This is a genomic window from Pradoshia eiseniae (assembly GCF_002946355.1).
Taxonomy (GTDB): Bacteria; Bacillota; Bacilli; order Bacillales; family Pradoshiaceae; genus Pradoshia; species Pradoshia eiseniae.
In genome coordinates, this window is sequence record NZ_PKOZ01000002.1 from 313,250 (window position 1) to 329,224 (window position 15,975).

At 40.6% G+C, this 15,975-nt stretch carries 9 protein-coding genes; 6 read left to right on the plus strand and 3 right to left on the minus strand.

The window, feature by feature from the left end:
* Positions 1-40: 40 nt before the first annotated feature.
* The 3 genes from CYL18_RS06325 (at position 41) to CYL18_RS06335 (ending at position 3,007) form a co-directional block, all read left to right on the plus strand.
* Positions 41-1,228 carry a processed acidic surface protein gene (locus tag CYL18_RS06325; protein WP_104848637.1) on the plus strand — a complete coding sequence of 396 codons (1,188 nt, stop codon included), beginning with the start codon at positions 41-43 and terminating at the stop codon, positions 1,226-1,228.
* Positions 1,229-1,828 (plus strand): class D sortase, encoded by a 600-nt coding sequence (locus CYL18_RS06330; protein ID WP_104848638.1) that lies wholly within the window; start codon positions 1,229-1,231, stop codon positions 1,826-1,828.
* 159 nt (positions 1,829-1,987) lie between these two features.
* Entirely contained in the window at positions 1,988-3,007 is a 1,020-nt protein-coding gene (locus tag CYL18_RS06335; protein WP_104848639.1) for an LCP family protein, read from the plus strand.
* A gap of 311 nt (positions 3,008-3,318) precedes the next feature.
* Here CYL18_RS06335 and CYL18_RS06340 read toward each other — a convergent pair whose 3' ends face one another.
* Both CYL18_RS06340 and CYL18_RS06345 read right to left on the minus strand, forming a co-directional pair.
* Complete coding sequence (locus tag CYL18_RS06340) at positions 3,319-4,386, minus strand: MraY family glycosyltransferase (RefSeq protein ID WP_104848738.1); 1,068 nt, start codon at positions 4,384-4,386, stop codon at positions 3,319-3,321.
* A 308-nt stretch (positions 4,387-4,694) separates the two neighbouring features.
* On the minus strand, positions 4,695-5,432 hold the full coding sequence (locus CYL18_RS06345) for a WecB/TagA/CpsF family glycosyltransferase (RefSeq protein ID WP_104848640.1): 738 nt from the start codon (positions 5,430-5,432) through the stop codon (positions 4,695-4,697).
* 286 nt (positions 5,433-5,718) lie between these two features.
* Between CYL18_RS06345 and CYL18_RS06350 the strand changes: the two genes are divergently transcribed.
* Together CYL18_RS06350 and CYL18_RS06355 are read left to right on the plus strand one after the other, a co-directional pair.
* Entirely contained in the window at positions 5,719-7,626 is a 1,908-nt protein-coding gene (locus CYL18_RS06350) for a M14 family zinc carboxypeptidase (RefSeq protein WP_161497092.1), read from the plus strand.
* Positions 7,627-7,865: 239 nt separating this feature from the next.
* The gene (locus CYL18_RS06355) at positions 7,866-10,343 is read left to right on the plus strand and encodes an SH3 domain-containing protein (protein ID WP_146102821.1); all 2,478 of its coding nucleotides are present in this window, start codon (positions 7,866-7,868) and stop codon (positions 10,341-10,343) included.
* A 133-nt stretch (positions 10,344-10,476) separates the two neighbouring features.
* Here the strand turns inward: CYL18_RS06355 and CYL18_RS06360 are convergent, their stop codons facing one another.
* Positions 10,477-12,021: a glycosyltransferase family 2 protein gene (locus tag CYL18_RS06360; RefSeq protein WP_104848642.1), complete on the minus strand. Its 1,545-nt coding sequence runs from the start codon at positions 12,019-12,021 to the stop codon at positions 10,477-10,479.
* A 580-nt stretch (positions 12,022-12,601) separates the two neighbouring features.
* On the opposite strand from CYL18_RS06360, the gene CYL18_RS06365 reads away from it, so the two are divergent.
* Complete coding sequence (locus tag CYL18_RS06365) at positions 12,602-15,328, plus strand: SH3 domain-containing protein (RefSeq protein ID WP_104848643.1); 2,727 nt, start codon at positions 12,602-12,604, stop codon at positions 15,326-15,328.
* Positions 15,329-15,975: the final 647 nt, after the last annotated feature.

Genomic DNA, 15,975 nt, shown 5'->3' on the forward strand with positions numbered 1-15,975 from the left:
TACTTGAGTAATAGAAAGTAACTTTTCGGGGGGAAATGAGATGAGACGGAATTGGTTGTTGCTTGTAGCGGGATTGCTGCTATTCACCTGCTTGAAGCCGGGTATTGGGTTTGCCATTACGGATGAGGCTTCACTTGAGGCATTCGTCAAAGCAGAAGGCTTCTCCAGTGTGGAAGAATTCGAGGAGTATTATGAGTATTATTTTGTCGATGAACTCTCCAACGTCAAAGATGTCGAAGGGCTGAAGGAGATACTTGGCGCGAAGATGAATAATGAAAACATCGAAGAGCTTGTTGCCTATTATGGATACGGGAGCAGGCAGGAATTGACGGATGAACTGCTGATGTATGGTGACCTTGAAGAAGGCAGCACGCTGGAGGAAGAATTTATTTATGTTAATGCTCTTTATATTCTTCTCGATACTTACGAGCCTCCAGAGCTAACACCAATTACGGACGAAAATCTGCAGGAACTCCTTGATAGCTTTGAGATTACACGTACAGAGCTGGATGCAATCTTGGAAGAGATGGGTGATACCTTAGAAAACTTCCAGTACATTGAGGATTTAGAGGAAGCATTGATTAACTATTATTTCAATGAGGACATGACGGACGAATTTCTAGATGCCATTATGGCTGGCTTTGGTGAAATCGGTCTCACAGAACAAGAACTGGAAAGGCTAATCTATCATTTTATTAGTGTAGCTGAGAATGACGAAACAATCTTTGAACGCTTACTGGCCCTTGATGAGCGACTTATGCAATTGCCTGAATTCGAGAGTGCCGACGAACTGACCGAAGCGCAAATGAATGAGCTAGTGTCCGTCTTCAATGAAATCTTGAATATCGTCCAGATTGAAGCGAAATACTATCTCGTCAAGGGAGATTCCAAGCAGCCGGTAACATTGAACAAGCTAATGTACATGGAAACGACCAATGGAGCTGATCTTCTTATTGAATTGTACAATCGCGAAGGAGTGTTTCTCGCTGACATGATTTTCACCGCAGAGGATTTCGGTTCCGACCTAATCAAGGAAGAAGTGGACAAGGTTACAAAGCCGTTAGTCCAAGCGGAGAAAAAGAAGCCTATTAAGAAGGTGACGAAAACGGAACACGGCGGTAAATTGCCAAACACGGCCGGCAGCTATGCTGAAGGCATCCTGCTAGGCACTGCGCTTACTGGCCTAGGAACTGGCATGCTTATCTACCGCAGAAGGAAATCCGCTTAAATGAGCAAGGCCAGATTAACTCTTCTGTTGTCCATCTTGCTCATCCTCGCGGGAATTGGTCTGGTCATCAAAAATAGCTTGCCCTTCTTTGCCCAAGCCGATGTGCCTGATATAGAAGTGAAGGAAAAAGAACTACCTGCTCCGGTGCAATCGGCACCGAAAGAGAAGCGGGAAGAAAAAGAATTGTATAGCGAATATCCTGCTGAAGGCGAGACATTCGGGGAATTGATCATTCCGAAAATATCGGCAAGCCTGCCGATTGTCGAGGGAACAGATGAGGATGAGCTGGAGAAGGGCGTCGGTCATTATGCGAACAGTGTCCTTCCCGGTGAGAAGGATAACTCCGTGCTTTCCGGCCATCGTGACACTGTTTTTCGCCGGCTTGGAGAGGTAGGAGTCGGTGATCTTCTAAAGGTAAAAACAACTGCAGGGGAATTTACCTACAAAGTGCGTCAGGTACGCATTGTCGATGCAGATGACCGCACAGTCATCGTACCAAAGCCGCGCGCTACCTTGACTGTGACAACCTGCTATCCCTTTGACTATATCGGTGATGCTCCTGAACGGTACATTTTGGTAGGGACATTAATAAATGAATGACGAAAAAACCACTTATTCTTTCATGTCTAAGTGGTTTTTCTCGTATTAAATGGTTCTTCTGATTTAAAAAAAAATTTACGGCAGATGAGAAAAGGAGTAGAATGAATACTGATATAAAAAAATCAAATTACCTTTTACTTTACTATAAAGGAGAAAAATATGCAGAACAGGCATGTCATTCGCGAAAAAAGACGAAAAAAGATACGAAGACGTCGAATTTTCGCTTTTATTGTATTACCCATTCTTACGCTTATCTTAGCTGTTGGCGGATATGCTGGCTATCTTTACTATACAGCTTCAGATGTGCTTAAGGATTCTTATGATGGCTCAACAGCTAAAGAACGGCCAGTAAATCCGGCCGATGACAATGTATCCGTCCTATTCATGGGTGTCGACGATAGCGATGTCCGAAACAGCGGGAAGGGATCACGGACAGACGCATTATTGCTTGCCACATTTAATGATGATGACAAGTCCGTTAAATTATTAAGCATTCCGCGTGATTCCTACGTCTATATCCCTGGCAAGGATCGTTATTCTAAAATCACTCATGCTCATGCCTATGGCGGAGTAGAATACACGATTGACACAGTCGAAAACCTGCTTAAAGTGCCGGTAGACTATTATGTCAAAATGAACTTCAACGCTTTCGTTGAAGTTGTTGATGCACTCGGTGGTGTTACAGTGGATGTACCGTACACATTTACGGAACAGGACTCCACTGATAAAGCAGGTGCCATCACAATTGAAGAGGGCAAGCAGACCTTGGACGGGGAAGAAGCACTTGCTTTCGCCCGTACAAGAAAGAAAGACAGTGATATCGAACGCGGAAAACGCCAGCAACAGCTCATCCAAGCGATTGTGGAGAAAGCCTCATCCGCTTCATCCATCACGAAATACGCCAATGTCATCCAAGGCATCGGTCATAACATGAAAACGAACATGACATTCTCCGAAATGAAAGGCTTCACGCACTATGTGATGGCGAGCAACTTAAGAATTGAAACACTTAATCTTAAGGGGTCGGACTCTTACATCAACGGAACGTACTACTACCAGCTTGATGAAGCAGCCCTAGCCTCCACGATAGAAGAACTGCAAGTCCACATGGACGTGAAAAAAACAGCGGAATCAAGCACTGATGCCTCAGCAACTGGTGATTATGCAGGAGAGCAGTGAAACTGAATAATTGTATAGTCTGAACAGACAGGGAGCATTGGCTCTTTGTCTGTTTTTGTTTATGCTGAAAATAGCATGGCTTCTATAACCAAGGAAGTTCCAATTAGGGAAGCCGCTCCAAGTGTACTCTAACATAAGCCAGTCAAATACATAACTCCCGCATAGTTAGCTCATCCTATAATTACTGATTATTCATCCTCCGAACCATTCGGAACCCGACTTCGAGTTAGCTATTCAAGACAGCATTTTGAAGTCCTCGGAACCACAAAAAAACTGCCGCTCCAACAAGGGACGGCAGTTATCTAGAAACATTATGGACGATTTCTAACATGGACAATTAATTTATGAAGCGGGCGATAATCTTCGCCGAGCAGCCCGATGCGTTCGACTAGGATCTCTAGGGCAATGAGGAGAACCGCAATCATGAAAATTGCACCCCATAATGTTGCCATGGAGAAGATGAACGCTGCCACGCCGAATGATGCAGCCATTGCATAAATCAGCAGGACTGTTGTACGGTGTGAATAACCGAGACGTAATAAACAGTGATGCAGATGTGATTTATCTGGTGCAGACAGGGGTTTTTTGTGAAGGACCCTTCGCACGATTGCATAGAATGTATCTGAGATTGGTACACCAAGAATCACGATTGGAATGATCAAGGAAATCACCGTGACGTTTTTGAATCCAAGCAGGGATAATACGGCAATCATGAACCCTAGGAACATGGCGCCAGTGTCTCCCATGAAAATCTTTGCAGGGAAGAAGTTAAACTTCAAGAAGCCTAATGTGCTGCCTGCCAGTACTAAGGCAATCAAGGCAACGAACATATCGCCAATTTTGAATACGGCCATACCAGCAATAGTTAACAAAGCTATCGTTGATACTCCGGCTGCTAACCCATCAAGCCCATCAATTAAATTGATTGCGTTGGTAATCCCGACAATCCAGATGACGGTTAGCGGAATAGCTAAAAACCCGAAATGGATTGGTTCGCCAAATGGTGTGTTAATGAAATTCACCTGGATATTACCGCCGACAACAATAATCAGTGCTGCAACAATTTGTCCCAAGAGCTTAACCTTCGCGCTAATTTCGAATTTATCATCATAGATTCCTAGAAGGATGATAATCGTTGCGCCAATAAGGATGGAAGTGTATGTTCTAGAGCTTGATAGTCCGGGTAAAAAAATCGACATTGTGATGATGAAGCTCAAGAATATAGCCAGTCCGCCCATGCTTGGCATGATCTTGGAATGTACTTTGCGATTATTAGGTCTATCAGTTGCACCGATTTTGTGTGCCAATTTAATGACATATGGGGTGAAGAGTAAAGTCAGTACGACGGCAACTAAAAAAGCTGCGATTAGATACAATATATCCACCCTCTTTTGATATCTGGATTACACGTACCCATGACGTGTATTTATGAAACATAACAGTGTTGTTATAACCTGCATATCTCAATCTCAAATATAAATTATATACGTTTTGCCTAAAATACACTACTAAAAAATAAAAATGACAATATAGTTTAACAATTACTTCCAAAATATGAAAATTGGAATCACCTAACTATGGAGATTCATGGGGAAATGTTAGGTTAATGTTAACATGTTATGTCGAAACATAAAAGATGACTTTTCCCCTAAACCTGTTGAAGGTAGGTGGAAAGGTCATCATCCATTCATGGGTTTGTGATTTTTTGTTTGATGATTCTTAGCAGGAATAAAGGGAGCGCGATCATACGCCTCCAGCGGCTTGGCTGCTGGAGGAGGCGATAGAGCCATTCGAGATTGAGTTTAATCCAAATGTCAGGCGCACGGTTCAATTTGCCGGCGAGAACGTCAAAGCTGCCGCCGATTCCGATGAACAGGCCTTTTCTAAATTTCCTCCGGTACTTTATAATCCACTTTTCCTGTCGTGGAAATCCCATCCCAAGCAGAATAATATCTGGTTCAAGTGCAGCCATTCCTGCTGCCAATTCTTCATCCTCCAGGTCAAAGAAGCCATTATGATATCCAACGAGTTCAATCTGCGGATACATTTCCGTCACTTTCTTCGCTGCTGCGACGATAACCTCTTCCTCTGCACCGAGCATATAAACACGAAGAGGACGCTTTGTATCCATCTTGAAAAATTCATGCATCATGTCAAAGCCAGTTACGCGTTCCTTGAGCGGTTTGTTCAGTATTTTGGAAGCAATGATGATTCCTATACCATCAGGGACAATATAGTCAGCTTGTAAAATCATATTGCGATAATCTTCATGGACGCGGGCATATTCCACAATCTCCGGATTTGCTGTCACGATGAAGGTCTGTTTTTCCTCATCGATGCGCTCCTTTAATTCCTGATGAACAAATTCCTTTATGGTAGTGGGGTAAAAAGGGATGCCCTGTATGTCTGTTGCATTCTTCTGCATATAAATCTCCTTCGAAATAGAACTCCTTTGTTCATTTTACTAGATTGCCTCATAAAAGCAAAAGAGATTGTTAGTGCTGAACAGAATAGATGAAGATTGTCTTTTAGCCGCAGGAGAGGTGGAGGGGAGATGGGGTTTATGATATGAAGTCAGCTTTGCGATACACCTGTGAGTCGGGGGTGTCAGTGAATCTTAATTTTGTATTATATTTTTAACATTATTAATATTTAAAATAGTATATACTCTATTTTGTGAGTTGAACGAATATAGAGGAGGTACACAATTAGTGAAAGGGATTCGATTAAGGTATGGGTTGTTCATTTTGTCTATCATAGTCATCATGGCATTCCTGCCGACAGGGGGAAATGCGGCGGCAAAGTCATTTGTTGACCCAACAAAGAAATATACATACACACAGCTTGGCAAGGATATTAAAGAGCTGCAGCAGCAATACCCGGACTTAGTTAAGGTTAAAACGATAGGCAAGTCAGAATATGGACGGAATATTTATGCGGTCAGTCTTGGGAAAGGCTCCGCAAAGGTGTTCATCAATGGTTCCCATCATGCGCGGGAATGGATGACAACAAGTTTGAATATGGAATTGATTGATCAGTATGCGGCAGCCTATAAAGGGAATAAGAAAATTGGCGGCTACAATGTGAGGAGCCTCTTGAATTCCTCAACTTTATGGTTCGTGCCCATGGTCAATCCGGATGGAGTTACCTTGCAGCAGCAAGGACTGAATGCTTTTCCGAAAAGCACACATAGCTCATTGATTAAGATGAATAAAGGCAGCAAGAATTTCAAGCGATGGAAGGCTAATGCGAAAGGCATTGACTTGAACAGGCAATATAATGCCGGCTGGAGCGCAATTAAGAATTCTCCCAAATCACCAAGCTACAAAAACTACAAAGGAAAGACCCCTGAAAGCGCAAAAGAGGTAAAAGCAATCATCTCCTTCGTTAATCAAATCAACCCAGAAATGGCGATTGCCTATCATTCAAGCGGAGAGGTATTATACTGGAATTATAAACAAAGTGCTGCAAACAAAAAACGCGACCTCATATATGCAAAGAAAATTGGCAGCATGACAGGCTATTCCCTCGTCTATCCGGGCCCTAATCCGTCTGGCGGCGGCTTCACAGACTGGTTCATCAGTAAAAAGAAAAAGCCTGGCTTTACGCCTGAGATCGGCAAATATGTCGTAGAAACAGAATTGCCGCTTTCTGCCTTCTCGCGTGTATGGAGCCAAAATAAAGCGGTTAGTCTGTATGCGGCACAGGAAAGCATCAAGTTGAAGGATGCGCGTGACAAAAAGGCAGCCGACGCTGTGAAGAAGGACTCAACGGCGAAGAAGAAAAATGCCGCTAAATTAAAATCGTATTATGCAACAAACATTAAGAAGACAGCTGATTTGAAAATCACAAGTGCCCATCAGAAACTCTATAATACGGTAACAAAGGATATCGCGGCGCTTGAGAAGAAGGTGAAATCTCTTCCTTCTAAATATACAAAAGGAATCAAGGCTGACATCAATGATATGAAGACCCATCAAAAACGTTCGCTCGCCTTCCAGAATGCAGTGAAGGAAGGGGCGATACTACAAAAGAACCAAACAGCCATGATTAATTATATGAAGGCTGGTAAAGCAGATACGAATATTAACTCAAAATACAATACGTTGAACAAATCCATCACGACAATGGAGAAAAAAATAGGCGCCGTCTATACAGCTGAAGTGCGCAGCCTCTTCAAGACTAAATACATCACACCAGCTGTGAACACAAGAATGAATAATCAGTATGAAAAAGACCGTGTTAACTTGCTGATTGTGATGGAAAAGCAAGTAAAAGAGAAGAAATACGAGGAAGCCAAGAAGAATCTTGACAGCCTGAAAGTCATGGAGGATAAATCGAAGAAACTAAAGGCAGATTCCAAACGTTATCCAACCTATAAGACTTACGAGGCTAGCTTAAATACTTGGAAGCAGAAGCTCATCAAGCAAATTGAAGCTGCCTTATCCCCAGCCCCTGAACCAGCACCAGAAACAGAGAAAGAACTAGAAGCTGAACCAGAGTTGCTGAAAGAACCGGCTGAAGAACCCCTGGCCGCTGAAACAGCTGAGCCAAATCAAGCAGAAGAGAACCCGGCTGTAGAGACACCAGCAGAAATGGATACAAGCATTACACAATAAAGTTAGCTAGACAGATGGAGAACAAGTCTCTATCTGTCTTTTTTTGCTTATTTGCCAGTGAGAGTGATGGTGCAAGGCGATTATTTTGGTTAAGGCTGCTACGCTGAATTTTTGCTAGTCCCCCCGAAAATTCGAAACTTTTGTCGTAATATGTAAAGAAACTGAAAAAATGTAAAGGAGATTGAGAGATTGATATTATTACAACTTAATCCGGCAGAAATGAGAGCGGGGTTTTATTTTTGCTGAGACTTGGAGTGAAACAGCTGAGGGTAGTAGGGCTGTCTCTATTTTTGTTGTTCGGAATGCTCGCCAGTGGCATGGCTGTTCCTGCAATTAGTGGAGAAGCCGATGCAGCAACTGTAACAACGTATACGACAACGGCCAATTTGAATCTAAGGAAAAGTGCGAGTACTTCTTCAGCCATTTTATTAACGATTCCGAAGGGGAAGAAGATAACCTATATTTCCACTTCAGGAAGCTGGTATAAGGTTAAGTACAGCTCGAAAACAGGGTTTGTCAGTTCCAAATATGTAAAAAAGACAACGACTACGACTTCAACAAGCATAGCCGCAACAAAATTTAAAACAACGGCTAATGTTAATATGCGATCGAAGGCATCGACATCAGGCAAGATTTTGATGACAATCCCGAAAGGCAAGATAGTTACGGCAACAGCTAAATCAGGATCATGGTATAAGGTAAAGTATAGTTCGAAAACTGGCTGGGTTAGCTCTAAATATGTAAAAAAGACAACGACTACGACCTCAACGAGCATCGCCGCAACAAAATTCAAAACAACGGCTAATGTTAATATACGATCGAAGGCATCGACATCAGGCAAGGTGCTGACGACGATTCCGAAAGGCAAGGTAGTTACGGCAACGGCCAAATCAGGGTCATGGTATAAGGTGAAGTATGGTTCGAAAACTGGCTGGGTCAAAAATACATATGTAAAAGAGTATTATCAGTATACATCGACGAACAAAACGCTTTATAAGACGACCAAAAAAGCATCTTTGCGTTCTACACCGGATACGAAGAAAGCCACTGTATATTCCATACCGGCAGATAATGCATTTGAGTCAACCCAAAGGGTCGTAAATAGCAAGGGTGAAACATGGTACAGGGTTTCGTATAAGGGCAAAAACTATTTTGTTAAATCAACCGAGGTAACCAAAGTGACGGCCTCCTCCTTCAAGAAATTGACTTATAAGGCGAAGGTGAATGCAACTCTTTATTCCTTTGCGGGAGCAAAACATACGTCACTTATCACGATTCCTAAAGGAGCGTCAATCACCACGACCTATAAGATAGGTAACTGGTATAAAACGACTTATAAGGGGAAAACGGGTTATGTGTTAATCAATAACTTCTCGAAAGTTACGGCAAGTACGGGGGCTGCTACAGGTTCAGGTACGACATCTGGTTCAACAACGACAAAGCCGTCTGATTTGCCTAATGGTACAGCCATCACAAAAGTGAATTATGTTACAGCCAGTAACCTTAATTTACGTGCTTCTGATACAACATCAGCCACTTTATTGACATCGATTCCGGCAGGAACGACGGTTTCAACTGCTTATAAAACTTCAAACGGCTGGTTCCAGGTAACCTATAATGGAAAGACGGGCTTTGCTTCAGGCAATTATTTGATCACAGAAGCGAACGCGGCAAAAATCAAGAGCTATGAAAGTAACCAAAGCAGTTATTTATTCATGGATTTACGGAAAAAATCATCCGTAACAGCAGCTCAAATCAATGCTTATATTGCTAAAAGTGCAACATCCTCTAATAGTGTACTGCATGGAGAAGGAGCGACCATTATTGCGGCAGCTGAGAAGCATGGTGTGAACGCTCTCTATTTAGCTGCTCATGCGATTCATGAAAGCAATTATGGAAAATCAACCATTTCCATGGCGAAAAACAATCTATTCGGCTTTGGGGCATATGACTTAGCGCCGTTTGTCGGGGCAGTGAAATTTTCAACAGTTAAAAGCAATATTGAATATATTGCTCAAGAAATGAAAGCAACCTATCTAAATCCTGGCAACTGGAAATATAAAGGTGCTTACCTTGGTTATACGGTTAAAAATGTTAATGGCGGACGCATTGATTCCTTAAGTAAGGGCATGAACTTCTATTATGCGAGTGACTCCAATTGGGGCAATGCCATTGCGAAACATATGTCTGGGATGCTCTCCTACAGCAATGAAGGGGCGAAAAGCCAAACCGCTAACACGACGGTGCCATCAAGACCATCTTATCCGAACGGCAAGGATGTTTTCCCAGCTGGCACAATCGCGGTTTCGAATGCAAGCATTAACTTATATAGCACAAAAGGAAGCACAAGCACAGTCGCTGCAACCATCTCGAAAGGAGCAACCTTCAACCTCCTTGAGAAATGGAATGATTACTGGCTAACGATCAAGTACAACGGGAAAACCTACTATACCAATAAAGTTAGCCTTAGCAGCTATCATAATTATATGACGGTGAAAAATCTGGCGCGCGTAACAGCGACATCATTAAACGTCCGCTCAAGCGCTAGCACAGCCGGGTCCGTTGTTGGCATACTCTATAACTATGAATATGTAGAACTAGTTGTGGATGCTAATCATAAACCTGTCACTAGCAATGGCTGGTACCAAGTTAAGCTGAATGATGGAACGATTGGCTGGTGCTCAGGCACATATTTATATCGTGAATTGAATAAGTGAGATTTAGAGAAAAGAGAAAAATGTATATTCTACTGTAAAAACAGCCGGTGAAGGTTTTACTTATTGTAAAACCTTCACCGGCTTTGCATTTTTGAAATAGAAACTTCTATTTTGTTTTTATTATTAAAGAAAATTATTTGGTTTTTATAGAAAGCCCTAGATTATTAGCGAGGGTGATATAAAATTCTAGCGTTTTGTTTTTATAGTTAATTGATGTTTTGTTAATTTTTTTGATATTAGCTAACTTATAGTCAGCATACTTCAAGAATAATGTGAATGCAGAATTCTGTAATTGTTCAATTGCTGCTACGTCCACTTCAAAGTAGGCCAGAGACGTTGAGCCAGGAAGAAACTTCAAGCTGCATTCTATTTCATTATCAACACGGTTACGGTCTCTGATGAGTATAGAGTTAATTTCCTCTATATTTCTGCTGTATACTTCTACTTGCTGAACAAATTGGTTGTTTGAATAATAAGAGTCTAAGGCTCTAACAAACATGGCAATTTCAACAAATCTTCGTTCATCAGTTAAGAATGGCACCTCAAAATAGGCAATATTATCTTGGATAACGTACTTTTTATATTTATCCTTTTTTACCCACGTAAATAACTTGATGAAATCCTCTATCTGACCTTCGATATAAAGCTCCATCGCAAGCTTGTATGTTGGATGCTCAATATTTTCAAGAAAGTTATAGGATAAGTCCTTTGTCGTTTCATATGCCATTCCTAGCAAGTCGAAAAACTTTTGCTTTTCCTTAGAATTGACGAATACCATGCTGTCAAACGTTCTTAAAAAATCATATTCATAAATACGATTTAGTAGCACCTTCTCCTGCTCGACAGGAAGTTTCTTGTCTTTGATATGCTTGATAACCTTTAAATCAGAGAATCTTTTATCTAGCACGCTAGTTATTCTTGTGAGAGATTGTGTATTTTCTTCTAGCCGATTGGCATAATAAATAATTTCTTTTGTCGTCGATACGGAAGGACTATTTAATAGGACATCCATGAAAAATAACTTATCTTCGGCAAACTTCATTTCAGGAAAACCAATATGATGTTCATAAAGCAATGAGGATTTTACCATCCTAGCAGGCGGCCCCAAATGATAGAAGAAATATGGGATATCAAAAGGAGATACACTCCGTCTTTCTTTATTTGATTGCCATTCACCAATAATGCTCTCACCGTTGGTGCTAACTTTAATAGTTTTGCCTACTGCATAATAATCTCCTGTTTCTTCCAAGATGTCACTCAAAGTTTTGAGCCCGTTTGGATGAAACCAATCATCTGCATCAATGAAGGAGATGTATCTTCCGGTTGCAAGCTCAATACCAATATTTCTTGGGATTCCTGGTGTACCAGTGTTTTGTTTGAGCTTCACTAATGAAATATTTGAATAGGAATTCGTATAGCTTTGAATAATCTCAGTCGTTTTATCGGTGGAACAATCATCTACAATGATTAGTTCTATGTTTTCCATCCCAAGGGTTTGGTCAATGACGGATTCAATCATCTTGCTAATGGTTTTTTCTGCATTATAGGAGGCACAGATAACTGTTACAAGCTTCTTTTTTTTGAATAATTTGTTTTTCAATGAATTAGGATGATTAAGAATGTTTAATTGTTTGTCTTGTAGTAATTCTTGTGCTGTACTTCTATAGTTATTTTTCATATTTGATATCTCCTAAAACTTACTTTTAATTAACTTAAAGCATAAAAGGTTTAATATTCTCTATCAAGAATGTAAAGAGTTTACTCTTTTGGCTCCGATGTTATAGGTATGTGTGTATATTATTAAAACTTTTCATCTAAGTGTTGGTGTCGTACCTATATTACATCCTGTATTAGATCATTATTGATTTTCCCTCCTGATATTGTTCACCAAAGCTTCTATAATATATATAACCTCTCAACCTCAATTTCAAAACACAACCCCAACAGTAGTTAATAAGTCGAATAAGAAAACACAGTTATTTGAAGAGAATGACTTCAATTTTCATGGAAATCCATTCTCATATAATAATTAAAGTTCTCAGCATTTTAATTATATAGTAAAATGGTCTTAAAATCTTAAACTCAATTGTCGATATATAGATTATTATTCAGTCTAATTAATCATTTATATTCAATATATTTACATATTGATAATCAAAAAGATTGAACTATCTGCCGTATTTTAGTAAATCAATGTGATTTTTTGTAAATGCAATGCTGCGGTTATTAAAGATTAATTATGAGAAAAAGGGGAGAAGATGATGAATAAACCAACAAAGCTGATGATTATATCAGTCAGCGCCTCTCTGCTTTTATCAACGGGGTTGATATCGATGGATACCGAAGGCGTTTATCGATTAGGGGGAATCCATGCTGAGGCAGCATCAGTCACTTATTATAAGACGACCAGCAATCTTAATATGAGGTCCGGCACTAGCACGAAGAAAAGCATTATCATGACAATTCCAAAGGGGAAGCAGGTTACTTATATTTCGAAAAGCGGAAGCTGGTTTAAGGTGAAGTATGGTTCGAAGACTGGTTATGTGAGCAGCTCCTATCTAAAGAAGGTTCAGGCAGCAACGACTGCGACTGCATCAAAGACATCGACAGCTACTGTGAAAACAGTCTATAAGACGACTGCTAACTTGAATCTGCGCTCGAAGGCTTCGACATCCGGGAAGGTTCTGATTACCATACCTAAAGGGAAGGAAGTCACCTATATCTCGAGAAGCGGAAGCTGGTATAAGGTGAAGTATGGTTCGAAAACTGGCTATGTGAGCAGTTCCTATCTAAAGAAGGGTGGGGCAGCTACGACTACGACTGTATCAAAGACAGAGACAACTACGAAAACAGTCTATACGACCACTTCTAACTTGAATTTGCGTTCGAAGGCTTCGACATCTGGGAAGGTTTTGATTACCATACCTAAAGGAAAGGAAGTTGCCTATATCTCGAAAAGCGGAAGCTGGTTTAAGGTAAAATATGGTTCCAAGACCGGTTATGTTAGCTCCAAATACATAAAGAAGACGACAAAGAAAACGACTACTCCGTCGACTTCTGTAAAAATAACCAAGATCACACCTACCACATATGAGACAAAAGCAAATCTTCAGATGAGATCAAGCGCATCTGCAAAAGGCAAGCTATTGTTAACCATTCCAAAAGGGAAGCGGGTTGTCTCGAAGGAGAGGGCAGGAGAATGGTATAAGGTTACCTATGGCGGCAAAACGGGCTGGGTCTTGGATGACTATTTAAAGGAATACAATGCCTATTCAACGACTGCCTTAACTTATTATTCCACAAAGGCATCTGTTGGTATATATGAGAACCCAAACACGAAGAAAAAGCAGATCTATACGCTGCCGAAGGATTATTTGCTGACAAGCACGCAAAAAGTGGTGAACAGTATTGGCCAAACATGGTATCGTGTCTCTTATAACAAAAAGAACTATTTCATCCTGAGCACGAATGTTACTTCCAAAAAAGCTGCAGCTATGGAGAAGACTCGCTTTAAGTCTGTCCAAAACACAAATCTATACTCTTCGGCAGGGACAGCTCATCCCAAAATAGCGAATATAGCCAAAGGAACGGTCATTACCGTTTCCTACAAAATTGGCGATTGGTATGAAATTATCCTAAATGGAAAAAAAGGCTATGTTATGAGTCAGCATTTCGAAGAATACAAGCCGTCAGCCATTCCAGAGAATCGGCCAGATGGGCAGGTCATCAATGAAGGTACTTATTATGTCATTGTCGATAAGTCACTCAACCTGCGTGAATCTGACTCGACTGATTCAGCCAAATTGGATGAGATTCCCGCTAATACAGCTGTGACTAGTGCCTTTAAAACGAAGACCGGATGGTATGAGGTGAACTATAAGAATAAGACAGGATATGTCTCTGGCCAGTATTTAATCACAAAGGCGGAGTATGATCGCTACAAATCCTTGTTAAACACAAAAAACTCTTATTTAACGCTTGACTTGCGTAAGGAGTCATCCGTTACGGCTGCTCAAATCAATGGATATATTGATGGGTATGTGAAGAGAACAGGAAGGGCGAGCGTCCTCACTAATAAAGGACAAGCCTTTATCAATGCAGGCAAGAAATATGGGGTCAATGCTGCCTATTTGGCTGCTCATGCTGTGCATGAGAGCGGGTATGGCACATCAGCAATTTCACTAGCGAAGAATAATTTGTTCGGCTTTGGCGCCTATGATTTAGCCCCGTTTGTCGGTGCTGTCCGTTTCGCTACAATTGAAGAAAACATCAACTATATAGCGAGAGAAATAAAAGCAACATATTTAACGCAAGGGAATTGGAAGTATAAAGGGCCGACACTCGGTTATACCGTCAAGAATGTAAACGGAGCTCGCGTAGATCTCTTAAGTACAGGTATGAACTTTTACTATGCGAGTGATTCGGGCTGGGGAGCGAAGATTGCATCACATATGAATAACATTTTATCTTATAGCAATGAGAAGGCAGTCAGCAGAAAACCAGATACAAGGATTATTTCTGCGCCAGAAAGGCCAAGCGGAAAGGATGTTTTCCCAAGCGGTATTCTCGCTTCCGCTAAAACATCTATTAAGCTCTATGCTGCCAAAGGGTCGACTGATAAAGTGGCTGTAACAATGAAAAAAGGTGAGACTTTTAATTTACTGGAAAAATGGAATGATAACTGGTTCAAGATTCAGTATAAGGGAAAAGCATACTATACAAATGCCATCAGCTTAAGCAGATATAATAACTTTATGAACGTCTATAATCTAGCCCATATAACCACTAACTCTTTAAACGTTCGTGCTGATGCGGGCACCGGTTACAATAAGGTTGCTACTTTGTCTAATTACACTTACGTTGAGCTTGTTTTAGATAAAAGCAAAAAGCCAGTCACAAAGAATAATTGGTATCAGGTAAAATTGTCCAATGGTAAAACCGGCTGGGTTTCTGGCCTATATATTGCGCGTGATTTGATTGAATAATATAGAAACCCTTTTCACTTGCTGAAAAGGGTTTTTTTATAGGTTCTACACTAAATGTTGGGGTGTCCATACATATGAACATAACAAGGAGCAAACACATGATAGTGACATCTAAAAGCTAGAGTTTTATTACGCAGCTGATTGGCTGGTTTGAGTCTGGTATAGTAATCGATATACTCTTCGATCTTTATTTTAGCTCATCATATTTTTCCCATAGTACATCTCCTGCTTTAAAATCACAAAGAAGCTGGGATTTCACTCGATTCTATGTGAGAATCTTCCTTTACCATCAATATAAAAACCATCGTTCATTCATTAGGATAAGGGGGGCAGAGTAGAAGCTTACACACCAACACTTGAAAAAGAATCATTATATAGCGTTTTACAATACGGCAGTGCTGAACCATTAATAAAAATAAGGTATATTTAGAAGAATTGAAGCAGCATACTATGGAAGATTATTTACCAGAAAAACATTCTATAGCTGAGATGAGAGAATATTTAAGGTGCGGTTTGGTAAAATGTAGTTGAATATCTGCAATGGTTATAGTAAATCCAGCGATTCCGTAAAAGGGCCATAGAAGAAAGCATTGTAATTGAAAAAGCTTATCTATCAAAATCGTACATAGAGGAGTCTCTCATTGTAT

Bases quoted from the DNA above. Each gene is read 5' to 3' on its own strand.
- CYL18_RS06345 (WP_104848640.1), bottom strand. From the start codon at position 5,432: ATGCAGAAGAATGCAACAGACATACAGGGCATCCCTTTTTACCCCACT.
- CYL18_RS06325 (WP_104848637.1), top strand. From the start codon at position 41: ATGAGACGGAATTGGTTGTTGCTTGTAGCGGGATTGCTGCTATTCACC.
- CYL18_RS06360 (WP_104848642.1), bottom strand. From the start codon at position 12,021: ATGAAAAATAACTATAGAAGTACAGCACAAGAATTACTACAAGACAAA.
- CYL18_RS06330 (WP_104848638.1), top strand. From the start codon at position 1,229: ATGAGCAAGGCCAGATTAACTCTTCTGTTGTCCATCTTGCTCATCCTC.
- CYL18_RS06335 (WP_104848639.1), top strand. From the start codon at position 1,988: ATGCAGAACAGGCATGTCATTCGCGAAAAAAGACGAAAAAAGATACGA.
- CYL18_RS06365 (WP_104848643.1), top strand. From the start codon at position 12,602: ATGATGAATAAACCAACAAAGCTGATGATTATATCAGTCAGCGCCTCT.